The 21,662-nt window shown below is 62.9% G+C and carries 19 protein-coding genes and 1 tRNA gene; 13 read left to right on the top strand and 7 right to left on the bottom strand.

Features of this window, described 5'->3' with window-relative positions; translation table 11 throughout:
- Positions 1-179 precede the first annotated feature (179 nt).
- Positions 180-812, bottom strand: a complete 633-nt coding sequence (locus EN949_RS18560) for a TetR/AcrR family transcriptional regulator (protein WP_024504795.1) — start codon at positions 810-812, stop codon at positions 180-182.
- A gap of 102 nt (positions 813-914) precedes the next feature.
- Here EN949_RS18560 and EN949_RS18565 point away from each other — a divergent pair, with 102 nt between their 5' ends.
- Positions 915-1,319 (top strand): VOC family protein, encoded by a 405-nt coding sequence (locus EN949_RS18565; RefSeq protein ID WP_027162301.1) that lies wholly within the window; start codon positions 915-917, stop codon positions 1,317-1,319.
- Between the two features lie 85 nt (positions 1,320-1,404).
- On the opposite strand, the gene metH is transcribed toward EN949_RS18565, so the two are convergent.
- Together metH and EN949_RS18575 are read right to left on the bottom strand one after the other, a co-directional pair.
- Entirely contained in the window at positions 1,405-5,214 is a 3,810-nt protein-coding gene (gene metH, locus EN949_RS18570) for a methionine synthase (protein ID WP_127370906.1), read from the bottom strand.
- A 129-nt stretch (positions 5,215-5,343) separates the two neighbouring features.
- Positions 5,344-6,162, bottom strand: coding sequence for an alpha/beta hydrolase (locus EN949_RS18575; protein WP_063170051.1), 819 nt, complete (start codon positions 6,160-6,162; stop codon positions 5,344-5,346).
- A 190-nt stretch (positions 6,163-6,352) separates the two neighbouring features.
- Here EN949_RS18575 and EN949_RS18580 point away from each other — a divergent pair, with 190 nt between their 5' ends.
- The 5 genes from EN949_RS18580 to EN949_RS18600 are packed head-to-tail and all read left to right on the top strand — an operon-like array spanning position 6,353 to position 10,976.
- Entirely contained in the window at positions 6,353-7,606 is a 1,254-nt protein-coding gene (locus EN949_RS18580; RefSeq protein WP_027035742.1) for an ABC transporter substrate-binding protein, read from the top strand.
- 3 nt (positions 7,607-7,609) lie between these two features.
- Positions 7,610-8,347, top strand: coding sequence for an ATP-binding cassette domain-containing protein (locus tag EN949_RS18585; protein WP_127366362.1), 738 nt, complete (start codon positions 7,610-7,612; stop codon positions 8,345-8,347).
- Positions 8,344-9,057: an ABC transporter ATP-binding protein gene (locus EN949_RS18590; RefSeq protein ID WP_024504789.1), complete on the top strand. Its 714-nt coding sequence runs from the start codon at positions 8,344-8,346 to the stop codon at positions 9,055-9,057. The genes EN949_RS18585 and EN949_RS18590 overlap by 4 nt, the downstream gene beginning before the upstream one ends.
- Before the next feature lie 12 nt (positions 9,058-9,069).
- On the top strand, positions 9,070-9,945 hold the full coding sequence (locus tag EN949_RS18595; RefSeq protein WP_063170049.1) for a branched-chain amino acid ABC transporter permease: 876 nt from the start codon (positions 9,070-9,072) through the stop codon (positions 9,943-9,945).
- Entirely contained in the window at positions 9,942-10,976 is a 1,035-nt protein-coding gene (locus EN949_RS18600; protein ID WP_027162307.1) for a branched-chain amino acid ABC transporter permease, read from the top strand. The genes EN949_RS18595 and EN949_RS18600 overlap by 4 nt, the downstream gene beginning before the upstream one ends.
- A 24-nt stretch (positions 10,977-11,000) precedes the next feature.
- Here the strand turns inward: EN949_RS18600 and EN949_RS18605 are convergent, their stop codons facing one another.
- Together EN949_RS18605 and EN949_RS18610 are read right to left on the bottom strand one after the other, a co-directional pair.
- The gene (locus EN949_RS18605) at positions 11,001-12,317 is read right to left on the bottom strand and encodes an ArgE/DapE family deacylase (protein WP_127370736.1); all 1,317 of its coding nucleotides are present in this window, start codon (positions 12,315-12,317) and stop codon (positions 11,001-11,003) included.
- 57 nt (positions 12,318-12,374) lie between these two features.
- Entirely contained in the window at positions 12,375-13,280 is a 906-nt protein-coding gene (locus tag EN949_RS18610) for a MurR/RpiR family transcriptional regulator (RefSeq protein WP_127366532.1), read from the bottom strand.
- Between the two features lie 227 nt (positions 13,281-13,507).
- Here EN949_RS18610 and EN949_RS18615 point away from each other — a divergent pair, with 227 nt between their 5' ends.
- The 3 genes from EN949_RS18615 to EN949_RS18625 all read left to right on the top strand — a co-directional run bounded on the left by EN949_RS18615 (position 13,508) and on the right by EN949_RS18625 (position 15,849).
- Positions 13,508-14,590, top strand: a complete 1,083-nt coding sequence (locus EN949_RS18615; protein WP_164753405.1) for a sigma-70 family RNA polymerase sigma factor — start codon at positions 13,508-13,510, stop codon at positions 14,588-14,590.
- Between the two features lie 87 nt (positions 14,591-14,677).
- The gene (locus tag EN949_RS18620) at positions 14,678-15,214 is read left to right on the top strand and encodes a carboxymuconolactone decarboxylase family protein (RefSeq protein ID WP_024504783.1); all 537 of its coding nucleotides are present in this window, start codon (positions 14,678-14,680) and stop codon (positions 15,212-15,214) included.
- Positions 15,215-15,324: 110 nt separating this feature from the next.
- Positions 15,325-15,849, top strand: a complete 525-nt coding sequence (locus EN949_RS18625; RefSeq protein WP_013530204.1) for an OsmC family protein — start codon at positions 15,325-15,327, stop codon at positions 15,847-15,849.
- A 305-nt stretch (positions 15,850-16,154) separates the two neighbouring features.
- Here the strand turns inward: EN949_RS18625 and EN949_RS18630 are convergent, their stop codons facing one another.
- On the bottom strand, positions 16,155-17,729 hold the full coding sequence (locus EN949_RS18630; protein ID WP_127366533.1) for a DUF882 domain-containing protein: 1,575 nt from the start codon (positions 17,727-17,729) through the stop codon (positions 16,155-16,157).
- A 320-nt stretch (positions 17,730-18,049) separates the two neighbouring features.
- Positions 18,050-18,124 (bottom strand) — tRNA-Thr (locus tag EN949_RS18635).
- A 160-nt stretch (positions 18,125-18,284) separates the two neighbouring features.
- Between EN949_RS18635 and EN949_RS18640 the strand changes: the two genes are divergently transcribed.
- From EN949_RS18640 to hisD, 4 genes are all read left to right on the top strand, one after another.
- Complete coding sequence (locus tag EN949_RS18640; RefSeq protein ID WP_013530202.1) at positions 18,285-18,479, top strand: hypothetical protein; 195 nt, start codon at positions 18,285-18,287, stop codon at positions 18,477-18,479.
- A gap of 130 nt (positions 18,480-18,609) precedes the next feature.
- Positions 18,610-19,902 (top strand): UDP-N-acetylglucosamine 1-carboxyvinyltransferase, encoded by a 1,293-nt coding sequence (gene murA / locus EN949_RS18645; protein ID WP_013530201.1) that lies wholly within the window; start codon positions 18,610-18,612, stop codon positions 19,900-19,902.
- A gap of 205 nt (positions 19,903-20,107) precedes the next feature.
- Positions 20,108-20,542, top strand: coding sequence for a DUF2948 family protein (locus EN949_RS18650; protein WP_013530200.1), 435 nt, complete (start codon positions 20,108-20,110; stop codon positions 20,540-20,542).
- 7 nt (positions 20,543-20,549) lie between these two features.
- Positions 20,550-21,662: histidinol dehydrogenase (gene hisD, locus EN949_RS18655; RefSeq protein WP_127371747.1), on the top strand; the 1,113-nt coding region annotated here is incomplete at its 3' end.

Here is a 21,662-nt window from a genome sequence, read left to right on the forward strand (position 1 = left end):
GGTGAGTATGGTCATTTGACGCTCCAGCTGCAAAGACGGCTGCCCTGGGTTTATCGCAGCCTTGGATCGTAAGCGAGCACCCTGTGCCTAAACCGACTCCGCCACCGGCCTTAAGCAAAAGACGCTGGCGTGGACGGACAATCGACCACAATAAGCATCGCTGGCGGAGCGGCGCGCGACTATTTCGGCCGCGCCCCATAGGCGGCAAGGAATGCTTCGACCGAAGCATCGGCGTGCCGCTCGAGGTCCGCCTTCGAACGCGGGTTGCTTCCGGTGAACATGGCTTCGTTCATTGGGATCCAGAGAAGCATTCCGAAGAGATGGCTGGCCGCCAGACGGGGATCGCTGGTCTGCAACAGGCCTCGACTGGTAAGCTTTTGAAAGCATGATGCCACCGAGGCAAGCATGCGTTCAAAACCTTTTTCATACCAGCTCCGGCCAAGCTGTGGCATCCGATCCGCGTTGGCGATAATCAGACGCCGCAGCTTCAGCAGCTCTTCGTCCATCAGCGTCGTTGTCATGCGTCGGGCAAGCTGCTGTAGCCCACCCTCCATGAATTTCGCCTCGGAAAGCAGCATCGTCACGGACTCGACGACATCGTTGGTCTGGCTGGCGGTGGACTCGACGACTTCGCCGAAAAGCGTCTCCTTGTCCGTGAAATGCTTGTAGACAGTCTGCTTGGATGCGCCTGCTTTGGTGGCGATCTCTTCCATGCTGGTTCCATCATAGCCCTTGGCGATGAAGGCGGCCGTAGCCGCTTCAATGATTTCACGATCCTTGCGAGCCGACCTGGTCTCACCATCAATTTTCATAGCGCCTCTCAACCAGTACTAGACGGTACCGTTCCCGCATGGTAGCCATGGTCACAGTACTAGACTGGCTAGTACCCATCAACGGCAGCAAGGCTTAGACCGATGACCAAAATGATCTTCCTCAATCTACCGGTACGCGATCTGCAGGCGGCGACCAAGTTCTATCTCGCGATCGGGGGCACGCTGAACCCGCAGTTCTCGAGCGACCAGTCCAGCTCGATCATGTTCTCAGACTCGATCGGGGTCATGTTGCTGACGCACCAGCATTACAGCCAGTTCACAGCGCGGCAGATCGGCGACCCCAAGCGGGACAGCCAGATGTTGATCGCACTCACCGTCGACAGCAAGGACGAGGTCAATGTCGTAATCGAGAAGGGCGTGGCGGCAGGCGGTCGCGCCGATCCCAACCCGGCGCAGGATCTCGGTTTCATGTTCAACCGCCACATCGAAGATCCGGACGGCAACGTCTGGGAGCTGCTGTGGATGAACCCGTCGGCCATGCAATAGCCCACAGGAATCGAAGCGGGCCAGGATGACACTGGAGAAGCGACCGGCATTCGCCTGTCGCTTCCGTCAGGCGCGCCGGCATCGGCTATTCAGCCGCCTCGGCATAGTGTGCCGGCACGTAGTTGAGGATGGGGCCAAGCCAGCGCTCGGCCTCGACCAACGGCATCGCCTTGCGGCGTGCATAATCCTCGACCTGGTCGCGTTCGACCTTGGCGACGCCGAAATAATAGCTTTCGGGATGCGCCAGATAGATCCCCGAGACGGATGAACCCGGCCACATCGCATAGCTTTCGGTCAGTCTCACGCCGGCATTGCCTTCGCCGTCGAGCAGCCGGAACAAAGTCGCCTTCTCCGTATGGTCTGGCTGAGCCGGATAGCCGGGCGCCGGTCGGATGCCGCGATAGGGTTCGCCGATCAGCTCGTCCGGCGCCAACGATTCGTCTGGCACGTAGCCCCAGAATTCCTTGCGCACCTTCTCATGCATGCGCTCGGCAAAGGCTTCGGCGAAGCGGTCGGCCAGCGCCTTGACCATGATCGAGGAATAGTCGTCGTTGGCGCGTTCGAAGCGTTCGGCGATCGCCACCTCCTCGATGCCGGCGGTGACGATGAAGCCGCCGATGTAATCGGCTTTGCCGCACTCCGCCGGCGCGACGAAATCCGACAGGGCAACATTGGCCTTGCCGTCGCGCTTGGTCAGTTGCTGGCGCAAGGTGAAGAACGTCGCCAGTTCCTGCGACCGCTTCTCGTCCGTAAACAGCCTGATGTCGTCGCCGACGGCGTTGGCCGGCCAGAAGCCGATGACGCCGCGCGGCGCGAACCATTTCTCGGCGATGATCTTGTTCAGCATCGCCTGCGCATCCTCGAACAGCTGTCGCGCGGCGGCGCCTTGCGCCTCATCCTCTAATATCTTGGGATAGCGGCCCTTCAGCTCCCAGGTCTGGAAGAACGGCGTCCAATCGATGTAGCGCGCGAGCTCGGTCAGGTCCCAGTTCTCGAACACCTTCACGCCTGTGAAGGACGGCTTCGGCGGCTCATATTCAGACCAGTCTATCCGATGCGCATTGGCCCTCGCCTTGGCCAGCGGCAAACGCTGCTTGTCGGCTTCCGAGCGGGCATGCGCATCGGCGACCTTCTTGTATTCGGCGCGCACCGTATCGACAAAGCCATCCTTGCTCTCGTTGGACAGCAAGGATGAGACCACGCCGACCGCGCGGCTGGCGTCGGTGACATAGACCGTCTGCCCCTTGCTGTAGCGCGGGTGGATCTTCACCGCCGTGTGCACGCGGCTGGTCGTCGCGCCGCCGATCAGCAGCGGAATTTCGAAGCCTTCACGCTCCATCTCGGCGGCCATGTGCGCCATCTCGTCCAGCGACGGCGTAATCAGGCCGGACAGGCCGATGATATCGACATTTTGCTCGCGCGCCGTCTGCAGGATCCTGGCCGCCGGCACCATGACGCCGAGATCGATGATCTCGTAATTGTTGCAGGCGAGAACCACGCCGACGATGTTCTTGCCGATGTCATGGACATCGCCCTTGACCGTCGCCATCAGGATTTTTCCGGCCGTTTTGCGTTCGCCATTGTCGATGCCGTTGGCGGCGTTTGCCAGCTTCTCGGCTTCCATGTGCGGCAGCAGTCCAGCCACCGCCTGCTTCATCACCCGCGCCGACTTCACCACTTGCGGCAGAAACATCTTTCCCGCGCCGAACAGATCGCCGACGACGTTCATGCCGGCCATCAGCGGGCCTTCGATGACATGCAGCGGCCGCTCGGCGGCAAGCCGCGCTTCCTCGGTGTCGGCGTCGATGAATTCGGTGATGCCGTTGACCAGCGCATGGCTGATCCGCTGTTCAACAGTCCATTCGCGCCAGGCGAGATCGCGCTCCTGCGCTTCCTTGCCGGCCGTGCCCTTGAAGCGTTCGGCGATCTCCAGCATGCGTTCGGTGGCGGTGCCGCCGGCCTTCGGCGCGCGGTTGAGCACGACATCCTCGCAGGCCTCGCGCAGATCAGGCTCGATCGTATCGTAGACGGCGAGCTGGCCGGCATTGACGATGCCCATGTCCATGCCGCGCTGGATGGCATGGTAAAGGAATACGGCATGCATGGCCTCGCGCACCGGCTCGTTGCCACGGAACGAGAAAGACAGGTTCGACACGCCGCCGGAAATGTGGACATGCGGCAGCGTCGCGGTGATCTCGCCGGACGCCTCGATGAAGTCGACGCCGTAATTGTCGTGCTCCTCGATGCCCGTGGCGATGGCGAAGACATTGGGATCGAAGACGATGTCCTCTGGCGGGAAGCCGGCCTGCTCGGTCAGGAGCTTGTAGGCGCGGGTGCAGATCTCGACCTTGCGCGCCTTGGTGTCGGCCTGGCCGTCCTCGTCGAAGGCCATAACGACGACGGCGGCGCCATAGGCGCGGACCAGCCTGGCATGATGCAGGAAGGCTTCTTCGCCCTCCTTCATCGAGATGGAGTTGACCAGCGGCTTGCCCTGCACGCATTTCAAGCCGGCTTCGATGATCTCCCATTTCGAACTGTCGACCATGACAGGAACGCGGGCGATGTCCGGCTCGGCGGCGATCAGGTTGAGGTATTCGACCATGGCCTTCTTCGAATCGATCAGACCCTCGTCCATGTTGATGTCGATGATCTGCGCGCCGTTGGCGACCTGGTCGCGGGCGACGTCGAGCGCGGCGACATAGTCGCCCGCCGTGATCAGTTTCCGGAACTTGGCCGAGCCGGTGACATTGGTTCGCTCGCCGACATTGACGAAGGGGATCTCGTCGGTGAGCGTGAATGGCTCCAGCCCGGACAGGCGCATCCTGGGCTCAATGTCCGGAATGGCGCGCGGCGGATACTTCCGCACCGCCTCGGCGATGGCGCGGATGTGCTCCGGCGTCGAGCCGCAGCAGCCGCCGACGACATTGACCAGTCCCTCACGCGCGAAATCCTCGATCTGGGCGGCCATGAAGTCCGGGCTTTCGTCATACCGGCCGAATTCGTTGGGCAGGCCGGCATTCGGATAAGCGCAGACAAAGGTGTCGGCGACACCGGATATTTCGGCCAGATGCGCTCGCATGGCGTTGGCGCCGAGCGCGCAGTTGAGGCCGATGGTGAAGGGGTTGGCATGGCGCACCGAATGCCAGAAGGCGGTCGGCGTCTGGCCCGACAGCGTGCGGCCGGAGAGGTCCGTGATGGTGCCCGAAATCATCACGGGCAGGCGCACGCCCTTCTCGATGAAGATCTCTTCCGCCGCGAAGATCGCCGCCTTGGCGTTCAGCGTGTCGAAGATGGTCTCGATCAGGATGATGTCGGCGCCGCCATCGATCAACCCGCGCAGCTGCTCGCCATAGGCGAGGCGCAAATCGTCGAAGGTCACGGCGCGATAGCCGGGATTGTTGACGTCGGGCGACATCGAGGCGGTGCGGTTGGTCGGCCCGAGCGCTCCGGCGACAAACCTTCGCTTGCCGTCCTGCTGCTCGGCCCGAACAGCGGCGCGCCTGACCAGCCGCGCGCCATCGCGGTTCAGCGCATAGACGGCATGTTCCATGCCGTAGTCGGCCTGGGCGATCGAGGTCGAGGAGAAAGTATTGGTCTCCAGGATGTCGGCGCCTGCGATGGCGTACTGGTAATGGATCTCCTCGATCGCCCCGGGCTGGGTCAGGATCAAAAGGTCGTTGTTGCCCTGCTGATGGCAGGCGCAGCCGGCGAAAGCCTCGCCGCGGAATTGGTCCTCGTTAAACCCGAGGCCCTGGATCTGCGTGCCCATGGCGCCGTCGAGGATGAGAATGCGCTCGCGTGCCGCCGCTGTCAGCGCGGCAAGCACTTCCGAGCCGTCCGGTTTTGCCGCGACGGGGCCGAACAATGCGTCCAGCGAGGCAGAATTCTGCGACATTTTTTATCCCTTTGGCGACAGGCCTTTTCATGTCACATAAGGATATCTTTATGTCAATATACGATAGATGCGCGTGATTGTCACCCACCCAACGCGAAGGCGGGTCCGTGGCGCCGGTTTCCGACGGACCTACGCTATGTCGACGCTTGCCAGGAAGCGGGCGAGGACCGGATTGAAGCGATCCGGCGAATCCCAGAACGGCGCGTGGCCGGATTTGTCGAGCAGATGGGTCTTGCCTTCCCATAGATTGGAGAATTTCACAGCCGAGACGAAATCGGTGTTGACGAATGGCTCGTCGATGCCGTTCAGAACGGCGATCGGCGGCGTCTTGCCGGCCACGATCTCGCGCTGGTTCCGGCCGGTGCCGGCCGCGAACTTTTCGAACATCAGGCGCCGCGCCCGTCCATCGGTGCGCGCCACCGTGTCGATGAGAAACGGCTCGAACGGCTCGCCGCAAGTGCTGCGCGCATAGGCCTCCACGTCGGCGCCGGTGAAGGTCTCCTGCCCGGCGAGATGCATATGCGGGCTCGGCTTGAATCCGCTGCCGACCTCCTCGGGCGAGACAGGCGGCGTGCCGGTGATCATCAAGCCAAGCAGGCCGGGAAAGCGGTCGATCATCTCAAGCCCGATATGGCCGCCGAGCGACCAGCCGAAGACGATGGCCTTGTCGATGCCGAGCAGCCCGAGCACTTCGGTCATGGCATCGGCATAGCCTTCCATGCTGTAGGAACGCTCTGGATCGATCGCATCGCCGGACGCTCCATGGCCGGGCAGGTCGGGAGCGATGAGGTGATATCGCTCGCCCAACGGGCCGTCCAACTGGTTGCGGAAAACGGCACTGGAAGATGAATTGCCGTGGATCAGCATGACAGCGGTTCCCTGGCCGCTGGTCTCACGCACCGCGATCTTGCCATGGCTGGTTTCAAGGGTCTTCTGCGAGATCGTCATTGTCCGCTCCGTCGGGACTTGCCCTGTTTTAATGCAGTTGCGCAGCAAAGCGCCACGGCTTCCATACCTTTGCGGGAACCTTGTTCCCGGCCAGGTTGCGTTGAAAAATCCTTTTCAAATAAGAACAATTATGCGTAGATTGTCAATTATCCAACTCCCGATGAACGGGAGGAAAACAGGGAACAGCACGATGAAGCCCAAATCCGCCGCAAGTCGAATCCGCCATATGCTGATGAGCACGACGTTGATCGGCATGTTTGCCGCATCAGCCGCCCCCGCCTTTGCCGACGTCGTCAAGATCGGCCTGCTTGCGCCGCTCACCGGCCCTGCCGCGGCGGACGGCCAGGAATTCCAGCGCGGCGTGCAGATGGCCATCGACGAAGCGAACGCAGCCGGCGGCGTTGCCGGAGATACGTTCGAACTGGTGGTCGGCGACGTCAAGGATCAGTCCGCCGGCAACGTCACCAGCGCCGTCGAACGCCTGCTTGGCGATCCGGGCGTGCACTTCATGCTGACCGGCTATGCCAGCCTGACCAATTTCGAGATCGACAACATGGCCGAGGCGGAAATGCCCTACATGCTGGCGGCCACCTCGCAGCAGACCAGGGACATCATCGCGCCGAGCCCCGACAAATACATGTGCTGCTGGTCGCTGACGCCTTCCTTCGACGCCTACAACACCGACGTCACCCTGTTCGTCGAGAAGCTCGCGGCCGACGGCAAGATCACCCTGCCGACCAAGAAGGTCGCCATCATCTCGTCCGACAACGCCTATTCGAAGACCATCTCCGAAGGCATGAAGAAGACCTTCAAGGAGAAGGGCTGGACCATCACCGTCGACGAGATCGTACCCTTCGGCGAAGTGACCGACTGGCGTTCGATCCTCGCCAAGGTGCGCGAGAACGTTCCCGATGTCGTCATCAACACCGACTATCTGCCGGGCAATTCGGCGTCGTTCCTCAACCAGTTCCTCGAGCAGCCGACCAAGAGCCTCGTCTTCCTGCAATACGCGCCGAGCGTTCCGGAATTCGTCGAGCTGACCGGCAAGAAATCGGATGGCGTCATCTACAACCTGCTCGGCGGCGCGCTGACGACGCCGAAGAACCCGCGCGCCGATGAGGTGGCAGCCAAGTTCAAGGCAAAATACGGCGTCGAGAGCGGCACCTACGGCGTCGGCCTCTACGAAATGACCAATGTCTATTTCGACGCGGTCAAGAAGGTCGGCGGCGCATCCGACCATGCGGCGATCATGAAGGCGCTGTCGGAGACCGACAAGCAGGTCGCGGAAGGGCGGCTGAAATTCGATCCCGCCACCCACCTTGCCACGCAGGGCGACGACTATATTCCGATCACCTTCTTCCAGATCTGGGATGGCCAGCGCACGCTGATCTCGCCTGAGAAATATGCCACCGGCGCCTTCAAGCTCCAGCCCTGGATGAAGTAGGGAATGGCCCTGCTTGAACTGGACGACGTGTCGAAGGCCTTCGGTTCGCTGAAGGCCGTCGATGGCGTGTCGTTCAAGGTCGAGGCCGGCGAGATCTTCGGTATCGCCGGCCCGAACGGCAGCGGCAAGAGCACGCTGTTCAACATCATCACCGGCATCCCGTTCGGGCCCGACCGGGGCCAGATCCGCTTTGACGGCATTGCCATAAACGGCAAATCGGGACACGCCATCGCGCGCCTCGGCCTTGCCCGGACCTTTCAGCGCGAGACCAGCTTCGACGGGCTGACCGTGTTCGAGAACGCGCTGATCGGCGCCAGCTACGGCAAGCAGGAAAAGACAGCGGCCACGGCCCGCAATGCCGCCGCCGAGGCGCTGGAGTTCGTCGGCCTGGGATCCCAGTCGTTCGGCCGGCTTGCCGGCGAATTGTCCGTGTTCGAGCGCAAATGCCTGATGCTTGCCACGGCGATCGCCATGCAGCCACGCATGCTCTTGCTCGACGAGCCGGCATCGAGCCTGACCAAACCCGAGATCGAGACGTCGATCGGCCTGATCCGCCGCACCGCCGAACGCGGCATCACCATCCTGTTGATCGAGCACGTGCTGACTTTCCTGATGAGCCTTTCGCAGCATCTGCTGGTGCTCAACAATGGCCGCGTCCTCGCCGCCGGCGATCCGGCAGGCGTGATCGCCGATCCGCACGTCATCGAGGCCTATCTCGGCACGAGGAGGTCGGCGGCGTGAATCCCATTCTCAGCGTCGAAGGCGTCACCGCCGGCTATGGCCGCGTCACCGTGCTGCACGATATCTCGCTGGAGGCCGGCCGTTTCGGCAATGTCGGCCTGTTCGGCCCCAACGGCCATGGCAAGACGACGCTGCTGCGTGCGATCTCCGGGCTTCTGCAGCCGAAGAGCGGCCGCATCCTGTTCGACGGGCAAGACATTGTCGGCCACAGCGCACGCGCCATCGTCGGCGCCGGCCTGATCCATGTGCCGCAAGGCAACCGGCTGTTTCCCGATCTCTCGATCGCCGACTGCATGGCGCTCGGCGCCTATTCGCCGCGGGCCCGGCCGCATGAGGCGGAAAACCGCGAAAAGGTGGTCAAGCTGTTCCCGAAACTGGCGGAACGCTGGCGCCAGCGCGTGCGCACGCTGTCGGGCGGCGAGCGCCAGATGGTGTCGATCGGCACGGCGCTGATGAGCCATCCGCGCCTGCTGATCCTCGACGAGCCGACGCTGGGGCTGGCGCCCAAGATCAAGGACGAGCTCTGCGCCTCCGTCATGGACATTTCGCACGGCGGCGTACCGCTCATCGTCGTCGAGCAGGACATCGAATTCCTGCTGGAACTGACGCAGCAACTCTACCTCGTCAACCATGGCGCCGTTGCGACCGAGATCAAGCCGGGCGAAAGCCTCGACCACGGCGAGATCATGTCGATGTATTTTGGCCATTAGGAAAATCCGAAGATGAGCGCATTGGCGGAAATCCTGTTCGGCGGCCTGTTCCAGGGCTCGCTCTACGCCATGATGGCGGTCGGGCTGGCTCTGGTCTGGACGACGATCGGCGTGTTCAATTTCAGCCATGGCGTGTTCATGATGCTGGGCGCCTACATCGCCTGGCAGCTGGTCGAACTCGGCCTGCCGGCGGCGGTCGCCTTTCCCATCGCCGTCGTCGTCATGGCCGGCGTCGGCTGGATCCTGCAGGCGAGTGTCGTGCGGCCGCTGATCGGCCGACCCAACATCGTGCTGGTCGTCGTCATCACCACGCTGGCAGCCGGGTCGCTGATCGAGAACGGCGCGCTGACCATCTGGGGACCGCGCTCGAAGCAGATCCCGGCGCTGATCACCGGCAACACCACCATCGGCGGCGTCGGCGTCTCCCTGCACCAGATCGCCATCATCGTCATCACGCCGCTGATCCTGGCCGCACTTTGGATGTTCCTCAACCGCACGCGGCTCGGGCTGGCGCTGCGCGCCGTGGCGCAGAATGAAGATGCCAGCCATCTGGTCGGGCTGAACGTCACCGCGCTCTATGGGCTGGCCTTCGCCATTGCCGCGTCGCTTGCAGGCCTCGCCGGCATCTTCATGGGCGGCTATCGTTTCATGTCGCCGGTGATGGGCAGCGACCCGCTGCTCAAGGCGCTGATCGTCGTGGTCTTCGGCGGCATATCGAGCATCTCGGGACCGATCTTCGCCGCCTATCTGATCGGCTTCTTCGAGGCCGCCTGCAGCTATTATTTCGGCCTGTACTGGACGCCGGCGCTGCTGTTCGGCGTGCTGATCCTGACCCTGATGGTGCGCCCCGAGGGCATCTTTGCCAGCCGCTCCCGAGGCCTAGCATGACCGACACGACATCGCCGATCACCCTTAGCCACACAGAGGCGGCAACCCCGATCGCTCCCGGCCGCACGCCGTGGAAGCAGGAGGCCATCGGCTTCGTGCTCGGCTTCGCCTTTCTGGCACTGCTGCCGCTGATCTTCGGCGACACCTATGCCCGCCACATCCTGATCATGGCCTTCATCTATGCGATCGTCGCCTCGAACTGGGACCTCAGCCTCGGCTATGGCGGCGTCTTCAATTTCGGCCATCTGGCGCTGTTCGGCATCGGCGTCTATGCCTACAGCCTGCTCACCAAGCTGGCCGAATTCGACCCGTGGATCGCGCTGTTTGCCAGCGGTGTCATCGCCACCCTGGCGGCGATCCTGGTGACCATCCCGATCCTGCGGCTGAAGGGCATCTACATCATCCTGGTCACTTTCGGCTTCGCGCAGCTGGTGATGCAGGTGATCATCAGCCAGTCCGCCATCACCGGCGGCACGCAAGGGTTGGTGCGCATTCCCGGGCTATACGTGTTCGACCACAACATGGTCCGTGACGGCAAATCAGCCTATTTCTACATCGCGCTGGCGCTGCTGGTGGCGAGTACCCTGTTCCTGCGCGTGTTCGTGCGCTCACGCACCGGGGCCAGCATCGTCGCCTTGCGCGACAATGAGGAATACGCCATCAGCCGCGGCGTCTCGATCGTGCGCCAGCGCATGCTGACGCTTGCCGCGAGCGCCTTCTTCACCGGCATCGCCGGCGCCTTCTACGCCGCCTACCAGCGCAATGCCTCGATCGACGTCTTCGGCATGAGCCTTGCGACCATCATCCTGTCGATGGTGCTGCTTGGCGGCACCAGCACTATTTACGGCGCCATCATCGCCTCTTTCGTGCTGACGATCTTCGCCGAATGGATGGCCGATTTCGGCGCGTGGCGGCCGATGATCACGGCGGTGCTGATCATCGGCGTGATGCTGGCCTACCCGAGCGGCCTGGTCGGCATGATCAAGGCTTCATGGGGCGCCGTCGCCGGACGCCTGAAGCGCCCGGCCTGACCGTTTCGGACTGGCGGCTCCGCCTCAGCGGATGCCGCACCAGTCGATGACCGAAGCGGCGATCACCTTGGCGGTCTCGACCACCGATTCGACTTCGACATACTCGTCGGAACCGTGAAATCCGTCGCCTGACGGGCCGAAGATGACACCGTCGACGCCGGCGCCGGCATAGTGCGCGGCATCGCACACGGCGACGAAGCCACGCGCCTGCGGCGCCTTGCCGACCATGGCCTTGCGCTTCATCAGCGATCTCACCAGCGGATGGTCGACCGGCGTGTTCATCGGCGGAAAATGCAGCCCGCCGAGCTCCCATTGGATCGCAGGCGGGTTGTCGCGCAGCCACGCATCGGTCTGCGCGAAATGGTGGACGAACGCCTCGAAATCGCGGCGGTAGTCGGCCGAATTCTCGTCGGGCAGGAATTTCATGTCGAGATCGAGCACCGCGACATCGGGAATGATGGCCGGGTTGGTCATCACGGTCGGCAGGCCGTGCTCGCCAAGGCCGGTGCCGCCATGCATGACGCCGATGTTGATGGTGTTCATGCCGAGCGGCAGCAGCGGATGCGATTTTGCTCGCGTCCGGTCCAGCTCATACTGGCGCACGGCGGCAATGAAGCGGGCGGCGATCTCGATCGCATTGACGCCCGGCTCCAGCCGGTCCTTGTCGTGGCGCTGCGGATAGATCTCGTTGTAGCGCAGCGCCGAATGGGCGTTGCGGCCACGGATCGTCACCCGCGCCCATTCCAGCCCGCCTTCGACCGGCAGGACATCGCCCCAGGTCGGTTCGGCGACCAGCACCGCCTTGGCGAGCTTGCCCTTCTTCACCGCGTCCATGGCGCCGAAGCCGCCGGCTTCCTCATCGACGACCGAGTGGATGGCGAGCCGGCCCTGCAGCGTGATGCCCGCCTTGCGGATCGCGCGCGCGGCGGCGATGCAAGCGGCGACGCCGCCCTTCATGTCGACGGCACCGCGGCCATAGAGCCGGCCATTGGTGATTTCGCCGCCGAACGGATCGACCGACCAGTCCTTCATCGCGCCGACCGGCACGACGTCGATATGGCCGCACAGGATCAGGCTGCGGCTCTCGTCTCCCGCCCATTCGCCGACCAGATTGGGCCGCCCGGGCAAGGCATCCCATTGCTCTGTCCTGAACCCGTCCTGCTTGAGGATCGGTTCGAGCAGCGCCTGGACATCCGCCTCGCGGTTGATCGCCGGATTGGGCTCGAATTTGGGGTTGACCGAAGGGATGCGGACCATGTCGCGGGTCAGGCCGATCAACCAGTCGCGATCGGTCTCGATCTCAGCCTGCACGGCGTCGATGAAGGTCTGGTTGTCGGGCATTGTCGCTTCCTTTTCTGCGTCGCGGCGCTTTGCATCGCTGCACTGCGCGCAACGACACTACTTCCTTGTGGTTTTGGATTTGGCGGCGTCGTCGGCCGATGACGATAGGACGGTATCGAGCGTGACCGCATTGGCGCTGCGGATCTTCTCGATGTCCTCGATGCGCTTGCGCACCCCGGCGCCATGGCCCTCCAGCGCGTGGGCAAAGACGGTTTCCATCTGGGCAACGGCCGTCGCCAGCGTGTCGAACGGCGAGTTGGCGTCGATCGCCGCGACCATGGTCAGGTCCGCTATGTCAGATATCGGCGACAGCCAGACGTCGGTGAACAGCAGGATGGAGACGCCGCGCTCCTTGGCCTGCTGGGCAAAGCTCACCACGTCCGACTGGTAGCGCCGGTAATCGAACACGACGAGGAGGTCGCGCTTGCCAAGGTCGATCAACAGGTCGAAATCGGCGGGACTCAACGAACCGATGTCGCGCACGCCGGAGCGGAACTGCAGGAGATAGCCGGCCAGCATGGAGGCGATATGCCGGCTGAACCGGCCGCCCAGCAGCACGACCTGGCCCTTGCTCTCGAGCAGCATGTTGACAGCGCGCGTGTAGGCCTGCACCGGCACAGCCGTGCGCGTACGCTCCAGGCTGTCGGAAACCGAATGGAAATAGGCAAGTGCGGTGCCTTCGCTGGAGCCGCCCGGACGCTTGGCTTCCATCATCAAAAGCGGCGAATGCAGCCTGGATTCGACTTCGGTGAGCAGGCGTGCCTGGAAATCGGCAAAGCCGACATAGCCAAGCTTGGTCATCAGCCGCGTCACGCTCGGGTCGCTGACGCCGGCGCGCCGTGCCAGCCGGGTTGCGGTGCCCAGCCCCGACATCGGGTAATCGGCGAGCAGGACCTGGACGATCTTCTCTTCCGCGGAGGTGAACGCCACGGTCGTGTTGGCCAGTTCTTCGCGGATCGACATGGTCATCGCCTATCGCTGACGGAAGATGATTATCTTACAATTTTGTGAAATGGTGTCAAATCTGGAAAAAGTTTTACAGGATTGAATCTAGCCGCGTAGATCGCCCGCATCCGCCAGAATCCAATCCTTGCTCACTGCCATATGCACTTTCGATCTCGCTTGAGTATCTTGGCGGCGAGCCTGGTTCTCACGGACCCCGTTCCGGGGCCGGTTGTTACGGACGTGAAGTGAGGGTCATAACCTCAATCCAAAACCCCATCAAAGCGTCATTGGTGAACTGGTGCCCGCCGAACACGGATCGTGACAAAGCTGAACTGGCATTCGAACTTTTTCGCCAGTTGATGCATCTTAAGCCCATGGGCTACGAAACTCATATCGTGCCGAGTGATGCCGAACTGGCCCTTGCCGCTCGGGGCGGCGATTGTGGTTGCCTCGGCCTGCTGCTGGAACGTCATCGCGCACGGCTCTATGCGATAGCGCTGAACATGCTCGGCTATGGGTCGGACGCCGAAGATGCTGTGCATGAGACTTTCCTGATCGCGCTGAGGCGCATCGGCGAACTCAAGGATCCGCAAGCCGTCGGTGGCTGGCTTCGCACTGTGTTGCACCGCTGTTGCCTGCAACAATTGCGTCGAAGACGACGCGAGATCTTGACCGCCGACATTCCAGACCGCCCAGACGAACGCGCAAGCATTGAGGAGCGGCTGGAGAAAGTCGCGCTTCGCGAATGGGTTTGGGACGCCCTACGCAAGCTTCCCGAGCCGCTGCAGGCTACCGCCATGTTGCGCTATTTCGGAAGCTATCAGTCTTACGAGGAACTGGCCGCCATTCTGGGTGTCCCGATTGGGACGGTTCGCAGTCGTTTGTCGCAAGCCAAACGCAAGCTTGCCGAGATGCTGCTGGAAACGGCGGGCCTTGCCGACACAGAGGCTCGCTCGCAGTCTCGCGAGCGCCAGCGATTCTACTCCGAAATTTTCAATGGGCTCAACCAGCATGGCGAGCGTGACCGCTTCCTTGGGCACTTTGCAGAGGACCTGCATCTTGTCCGCGGGACGAGCAAACCAGTGCTGGGTCGCTCATTCCTTGCCTGGGAAGTCGACGCCGACACGGAAGCCGGCGTCCGCCTGGAACCGCAGCGCATTCTCAGCGCCAGCCAGGTCACTGTGATCGAGGGACTATTCGTCAATCCGCCGGAAGACCCTTTCCACTGCCCGCCGGGTGTCGTCCTGGTGATCTTTCAGCGAGACGGCAAGGCCCGACGCTTGCATCTTCATCTTTCGCCGCGTCCGCCTAGAATCGAGGACGACTGATCGAACTTTTTCTCCCGTCCGTGACTCCTTACAGCACGCGGGCATCATCTGGCCCGGACGCAAATGGTTCCAAAGAGGAGAGAGATCATGTTCGCCTTCGCAGTTTCCCATGTTGCTTCCATCGCACACCACGGCGAGCTCGGGCCCAGCCGCTCGCGCCGCCTCCTTCACACGGCGTTCGCATCGACTGTCGTCTGCGCCACATTGTTGTCATCAGGCTTAGGCTGGGCCGGTCAAGCTGAGGTCGACGCCACCTATAAGGACGTCGAGCGGACGCTCGGCTCGGTGCCGACCTTTCTCCATCAGGTTTCAAAAGCAGCGCTGCCGGGCGCCTGGGCAGAGGTGAAGGCTCTGCAGTTCTCCAGCGAAACCGCCCTGCCGCCGAAGGTCAAGGCTCTGATCTCGCTCGCCGTCTCCGCACAAATTCCCTGCCAGTATTGCATCTGGGAAGACACCGAGAGCGCAAAACAGGCGGGCGCAACGGAGGACGAGATCGAAGAGGCCGTCGCTATCGCCGCTCTGTCACGGCACTGGAGCACAATCTTCAACGGCATGCAGGTCGACTTTGAGACCTTCAAGAAGGATCTCGGCGGCGACGCTCAGGCTGCCGCGCCTGCCAAGTAGCGCGAGCCTTGTCGGCACATTGTCGGAATTGGGGCCAGGCCGCGGCAACCGTCGTCGGCATCCGCGGACCGGAATAGGGAGTGGAATTCTCATTTTATAGGGAGGTAAAGATGCCAGTAGTCTTCGGAGAAACCGTCAGCACAGTCAAAGATATCGTGTCCGTGCTAAAGAAACACGGTGACGCGGTGCGTGGCACCTATCGTGCCCGCTACCGCTTCGACCCGCAATCAGGCGATCCTTACACAACACCGCTACTGGAGCGACCGGCGAGCCTCAAGGACAATTCGCCGACCGCCGTCTTTCCCTGGGAGCAGATCTTTGCCGCGGCGGCTGTGTGCGCCGGCTCGGATTATCCGATGCTGGCAGCGCATGCGGGGGTCGATCTTCGTTCGGTCGATTTCATCGCGGAAGGCGTGTTCGACCCGCGTGGCGAGTTCGACGGACTTGATGGGCTCACGGCGCCCGTGGACGCCCGGCATTGCTACGTGTCCCTGCACCTCAGCGCGACCGTGTGTTCTTCGGCGCCCCGCGCCGATCTGGAGAAAATTCATGAGCGCGCGATCTCGCACAACATGGTGCTTGGCGCCCTTAGAGGAATTCCCATGACCAGCGAGTTGGTGATTCACCAGGCGTGATCCGTGTCGCAGAACTCGCCCGCTGGGCGGCCTGTGGCTTAGTCCCGCCGGTTGCGGCCGGCGGGGCCAAATATGCCTCGTGCACGTTTGCGCCGCCACCACGATCCTGGCAAGTTCGCGGGGCGATCTGCTCGAAAGGCAACGGATGGCGGCCGACAGCAACGAGCCGACTGCCCGCTGCAGTAGCGCGCTGCTCGCCAAGTGTCATAGCGCGGAAGGGTTCGGCATTGCGAATCCCGTGACCGCCCCGGCCATCGATATGGCGCAACACATTTCGACACTGGATCGAACGGTGCTTTCGCCCTCTATTTGAAACTGGCGATGGGCAGGAATTTCACCGCGGAGCCGGTGAAGCGGCGGTGATCGGACGTCCGTCCCCGCGGTTGGAATCCATCGAGATAGACATGCTCCGGCGCCGTGCGGATGAAATTGGCGGCAATCATGGGCGTCCCTGTTGATGCGGCCCCACCGGCAACAGCGCGATCTGCCTCGGAATCGGGGCGCCGCTGGACACGGTCGGCCTTGGGGTTCGCCCTGACGCGATCTTCTGGCTTTGACGCAGGCGCCGCGATCCGCTCGCCGGCCAGCCCGTCGTCGGGGTGATGCATGGCCAGCAAGACACCGATGGCATCGCCAGATTTGGCTGCTTCCAACTGGCGCGTCGGGCTTGACTGGCTTTCCGGCCGCCATGTCGGCAATGGGACGTTGAGCGCCATCATCTCCGGCGCGACGCTCGTGGCAGCGGCATCGGCATTCGCAGCGTCCGGCTTGGCAACGGCCAGCTCGGCCTGCGCCGTGGACGCGCCGGCGATTGCCAACGGTGCGGCTTCCGGGGTGGGAACGGGTGCCGTGAACTCGGCTCGCGGTGCGAAGGCCGGCAGCGGCACTGAGCCCGGTGCCATCGCCATGACGATCGCTTCAGGCGTCTTCCCCTTCTGCCCGGCAAGCGGTTCTTCGCCTGGATCGCTGGCAGCAATCTGGATGTCCGCCCGCTGGGCATCCTGCGGCGGCACGATAGCGATACCCTGTCCAGCCGGTCTGGGTTCGACGGACCTCGCCGGTTTGCGTGGCGCCGGCACCGCTTCCGCGACATCGTCGGACTCGTCTGCGCCGCCCCCGCCCAAGAGCGTCGCCAGCAGGCCACGCGGCCTGCGTTGGCCGCCGTCGACGCTTGCCAGCTCGATGTTGGGCGTGCCGGCGCCCTTGCGCGATTTGTAGGCGGCAAACGCCTGCTCATAGCCGGGCAGCGGTTTGCCGTCGCTCGGCACATGCAGTGTGTTGCCGTTCGGAAATACCCTGGCGAGTTCCTGGCGGCTGATGCCAGGCCAATGCCGCACATTGCCGACATCCATGTGTATGAAAGGCGAACCGGAGGTGGGGTAATAACCCACGCCGCCGCCCTGCATTTTGAGGCCGATGTCGCGCAGCTTCTTCAGCGGCACATCCGGCAGGAAGAAATCCATCGCGCGGCCAACCATGTGTTGGCTCTCCCGGGCCACGCCCTTCGAGCGGCTGCGCAGCATGGCGTTCGTCGCCGGCGAACGATAGGCGCTGACCACATGGATATAGGCTGTCGAGCCGCTGGCGCGATAGGCCTGCCAGACAAGATCGAGCAGGCGCGGATCCATCTTCGTCGGTTCGTTGCGACGCCAGTCGCGCAGCATGAGATTGATCTTCTTCAATCCCGCCGGATCATAGCGCCCATTGCGCTTGAAGACGATTTCAGCCTTCTCTCCCGTATGGAGATGTTGAATCCTCAAAGCACGCGTCTCCGCGAACGCGCCGGTAGCGCACAGGCAAAGGAACGCTGCGATGATGGCAGGCAGGGTCCAAAGACGGGAAGCACCGGGGGCGTTTTGCACGTTTTCGCTCACGTTCATGCCTTGCACGTTCTTTTGTTTCGGGCGATTTAGATTTCCGCCCAGATCAGGAGCCTTTCGGCCCTCTTCCTGACAAGCATGGATCTGACCGGCGAAGACGGGCATCCATGCCACAATACGTCATGTCGATGAATAGCATCTTGGTTAATGAATCGTGTCTTGCCGGAATGCGCTTCGGCTGGATTTGCCTGTGGCAGCCATTTTCTGAAGCAATGAACCGCTGATCGGGTCTGCCGGCACGAGGGCCGCGCCATCCCATGTACCCGCCTCGCCCTCGCAAATGCAGAGGACGATCGTGCGGCAACAGGGATGTTGGAAACTGGTGCTGCGAGAGAGGATTGAACTCTCGACCTCTCCCTTACCAAGGGAGTGCTCTACCACTGAGCTACCGCAGCCGCTGATGGCGGGGCTTCTGCCATATCGAACCGGCAAGCGCAAGGCCAAGTGCAACGCTTCTGTGAAAGGCTTTGCCGGATGGCTTTTAATGACATGGCAGTGCCACAATGTTGGCTATCCCTGAACAGCAAGCTGGTGGGTCGCCGGCGGGATGGGGCGATGGACGACAAGACAATTCCAGTGAAAAAGGATGGTCCACCGAAAAGCAGCGCAACAATCCGCAAGGATCGGCTCGCCGAGCAATTGCGCGCCAATCTGCAGAAGCGCAAGGCGCAGTCGCGCTCGCGGCGGACCGGCGAGGCCGACCTGCGCCCGGACGGGCTCGCTGCATCGAAGAAAATACAAAAAGATTAACTCAAATAGGTCACTCTTGGCCTGGGGTGGGCGAAATCCTATTTCTTGAACCAGATTGGCCAATGGTCTAGACGGGCCGCTACTCAAACGATTGAACCGGCCCTTTTTTGGCCGAGAGGGACGTTCTTCCATGGATCGCATCAGAATTGTCGGGGGCAACAAGCTCTCCGGAAGCATTCCGATCTCGGGCGCGAAAAACGCGGCGCTGCCTTTGATGATCGCCTCGCTTTTGACCGACGACACACTGACGCTGGAAAACGTGCCGCATCTGGCCGATGTTGAGCAGCTGATCCGCATCCTGGGCAATCACGGCGTCGATTATTCGGTCAATGGCCGCCGCGAGAAGCAGAATGAGGGCTATTCGCGCACCATCAACTTCTCCGCCCGCAACATCGTCGACACCACAGCGCCCTACGAGCTGGTGTCGAAGATGCGCGCCTCGTTCTGGGTGATCGGCCCGCTGCTGGCCCGCATGGGCGAAGCAAAAGTGTCGCTGCCGGGCGGTTGCGCCATCGGCACGCGGCCGGTCGATCTGTTCCTCGAGGGCCTCCAGGCGCTGGGCGCTGATATCGACGTCGACACCGGCTATGTCATCGCCAAGACCCGGAATGGCCGCCTTGTCGGCAACCGCTATATCTTCCCGAAGGTCTCGGTCGGCGCCACCCATGTGCTGATGATGGCCGCGGCACTCGCCAAGGGCGAGACGGTGCTGGAAAATGCCGCCTGCGAGCCCGAGATCGTCAATCTGGCCGAGTGCCTCAACGCCATGGGCGCGAAGATTTCCGGCGCCGGCACGCCAACCATTGCCATCGACGGCGTCGAATCGCTCTCCGGTGCGCGCGTGCGCGTCATTCCCGACCGCATCGAGACCGGCACCTATGCGATGGCCGTCGCCATGACCGGCGGCGACGTCGTGCTCGAAGGCGCGCGTGCGGACCTGCTGCAGACCGCACTGGACGTGATCGCCCAGACGGGTGCGGAGATCACGCCGACCAATTCCGGCATCCGGGTGAGGCGCAACGGCGCCGGCATTTCGCCGGTCGACGTGACGACAGCACCCTTCCCGGCCTTCCCGACCGATTTGCAGGCGCAGTTCATGGGCCTGATGACCATGGCCAAGGGTAAGTCGCGCATCACCGAGACGATCTTCGAGAACCGCTTCATGCATGTGCAGGAACTGGCGCGGCTCGGCGCTCACATCACGCTTTCGGGCCAGACGGCGATCGTCGACGGCGTGCCGAAGCTGAAGGGCGCGCCGGTCATGGCGACCGATCTTCGCGCCTCTGTCTCGCTGGTCATCGCCGGCCTGGCGGCGGAAGGCGAGACCACGGTCAACCGCGTCTACCACCTCGATCGCGGCTTCGAGCGGCTGGAAGAAAAGCTGTCCAACTGCGGTGCGGTGATCGAACGGATTTCGGCGTAGCCCGCGACCTCGGCTCCTCTCTAGCAACGCAGGAGATTGGCGAAATCCTTCGCGGCAGCGTCCTTCTCCCCGTCACTATCCGGGGAGAAGTGCCAGGCAGGGCGATGAGGGGCAGCGCAGAGCTGCAGCTGCTGGTGCGGTTGCACCGATCGCCAAGACCGCCTAACAGAAGGCTGAACAATCAACCTTCAGGTGCGAAATCCGTATGACCGCCCTTAAGCTTATCGCGCTCGACGACCAGGATCTGAGCATCGTTTCGGCTCATGTCCAGGATGCCGTGCTGAAAGTCAGCGACCTCGAATTCCTCCCCGCGGCCAAGCGTTTCCTGCTGACCATGAACCGTTTCGTCTGGGAGGCAAAATCCGGCCTGTTTCGCCAGCATAATGAGCGACGGCAGGCCGTGCTGCATTTCGACCGCGTGCTCGGGGCCAAGACCAGCGGTATTGACCGCGACAAGCCTGCCGAAGTCCTGTCGCTGCTGGCGATCAGCTTCATCGAGATCAGCAAGCCGGCCGGCATCGTCGAGCTGATCTTCTCGGGCGGCGGTGCGATCATGCTCGACGTCGAGTGCATCGAGGCCCGTCTTGCCGACATCGGCGGGGCGTGGGAAGCCACCTCGCGCCCCATCCACAAGGCCTGAGCGTCCGATGGCCATCACGCTTCGTCAGTCCGATACCGATTTCGAGCAACGTTTCGCCGCCTTCCTCACGACCAAGCGGGAGGTCTCCGCCGATGTCGATGCCGCGGTGCGCGACATCATCGCGCGCGTGCGCGCGGAGGGCGACGCGGCACTGATCGACTATACGCGGAAATTCGATCGCGCCGATTTGACCGGCCTCGGCATTGCCGTGTCTAAGGAAGACATCGCAACCGCCTACGAAACGGCCGACCCAAAGACGATCGAGGCGCTGGAGTTCGCGCGCGACCGCATCCGCTCGCATCATGAACGGCAGCGGCCGAAGGACGATCGCTATACGGATGCCGCCGGCGTCGAGCTCGGCTGGCGTTGGACGGCGATCGAGGCCGTCGGGCTCTATGTGCCGGGCGGTACGGCGAGCTATCCGAGCTCGGTGCTGATGAACGCCGTGCCGGCCAGAGTGGCCGGCGTCGAGCGCATCGTCATGGTCGTGCCGGCGCCGGGCGGCATCATCAATCCGCTGGTGCTGGTGGCAGCGGACATATCAGGCGTGTCCGAAATCTACCGCGTCGGCGGCGCGCAGGCGATCGCCGCCCTCGCCTATGGCACCGAGACAATCCGGCCGGTCGCCAAGATCGTCGGCCCGGGCAATGCCTTTGTCGCGGCAGCCAAGCGCCAGGTTTTCGGCACCGTCGGCATCGACATGATCGCCGGGCCGTCGGAAGTGCTTGTCGTGGCCGACGGCAGCAACGATCCGAACTGGATCGCTGCCGACCTGCTGGCCCAGGCAGAACACGACGCTTCGGCGCAGTCGATCCTGGTCACCGACGATCCGGCTTTCGGCATCGCGGTCGAACAGGCGGTCGAGCGCCAGTTGCAGAGCCTGCCACGCGCTGAAACGGCAGCGGCGAGCTGGCGCGATTTTGGTGCCGTGATCCAGGTGTCGACCATCGACGCCGCGCTGCCGCTGGTCGATCGCATCGCCGCCGAACATGTCGAACTGGCCATCGACGACGCCGAGGGCTTCCTGTCGCGGATGCGCAATGCCGGTGCGGTCTTTCTCGGCCGCCACACGCCGGAAGCCATCGGCGACTATGTCGGCGGCTCCAACCATGTGCTGCCG

It is taken from the genome of Mesorhizobium sp. M7A.F.Ca.US.007.01.2.1, from assembly GCF_003998165.1.
GTDB lineage: Bacteria > Pseudomonadota > Alphaproteobacteria > Rhizobiales > Rhizobiaceae > Mesorhizobium > Mesorhizobium ciceri.

Coding starts and splice junctions, on each gene's coding strand:
- EN949_RS18620 (WP_024504783.1), top strand. CDS start 14,678: ATGTTCGCCTTCGCAGTTTCCCATGTTGCTTCCATCGCACACCACGGC.
- metH (WP_127370906.1), bottom strand. CDS start 5,214: ATGTCGCAGAATTCTGCCTCGCTGGACGCATTGTTCGGCCCCGTCGCG.
- EN949_RS18650 (WP_013530200.1), top strand. CDS start 20,108: ATGACCGCCCTTAAGCTTATCGCGCTCGACGACCAGGATCTGAGCATC.
- EN949_RS18595 (WP_063170049.1), top strand. CDS start 9,070: ATGAGCGCATTGGCGGAAATCCTGTTCGGCGGCCTGTTCCAGGGCTCG.
- murA (WP_013530201.1), top strand. CDS start 18,610: ATGGATCGCATCAGAATTGTCGGGGGCAACAAGCTCTCCGGAAGCATT.
- EN949_RS18600 (WP_027162307.1), top strand. CDS start 9,942: ATGACCGACACGACATCGCCGATCACCCTTAGCCACACAGAGGCGGCA.
- EN949_RS18625 (WP_013530204.1), top strand. CDS start 15,325: ATGCCAGTAGTCTTCGGAGAAACCGTCAGCACAGTCAAAGATATCGTG.
- EN949_RS18605 (WP_127370736.1), bottom strand. CDS start 12,317: ATGCCCGACAACCAGACCTTCATCGACGCCGTGCAGGCTGAGATCGAG.
- EN949_RS18585 (WP_127366362.1), top strand. CDS start 7,610: ATGGCCCTGCTTGAACTGGACGACGTGTCGAAGGCCTTCGGTTCGCTG.
- EN949_RS18575 (WP_063170051.1), bottom strand. CDS start 6,162: ATGACGATCTCGCAGAAGACCCTTGAAACCAGCCATGGCAAGATCGCG.
- EN949_RS18630 (WP_127366533.1), bottom strand. CDS start 17,729: ATGAACGTGAGCGAAAACGTGCAAAACGCCCCCGGTGCTTCCCGTCTT.
- EN949_RS18560 (WP_024504795.1), bottom strand. CDS start 812: ATGAAAATTGATGGTGAGACCAGGTCGGCTCGCAAGGATCGTGAAATC.
- EN949_RS18640 (WP_013530202.1), top strand. CDS start 18,285: ATGGACGACAAGACAATTCCAGTGAAAAAGGATGGTCCACCGAAAAGC.
- EN949_RS18565 (WP_027162301.1), top strand. CDS start 915: ATGACCAAAATGATCTTCCTCAATCTACCGGTACGCGATCTGCAGGCG.
- EN949_RS18580 (WP_027035742.1), top strand. CDS start 6,353: ATGAAGCCCAAATCCGCCGCAAGTCGAATCCGCCATATGCTGATGAGC.
- EN949_RS18610 (WP_127366532.1), bottom strand. CDS start 13,280: ATGTCGATCCGCGAAGAACTGGCCAACACGACCGTGGCGTTCACCTCC.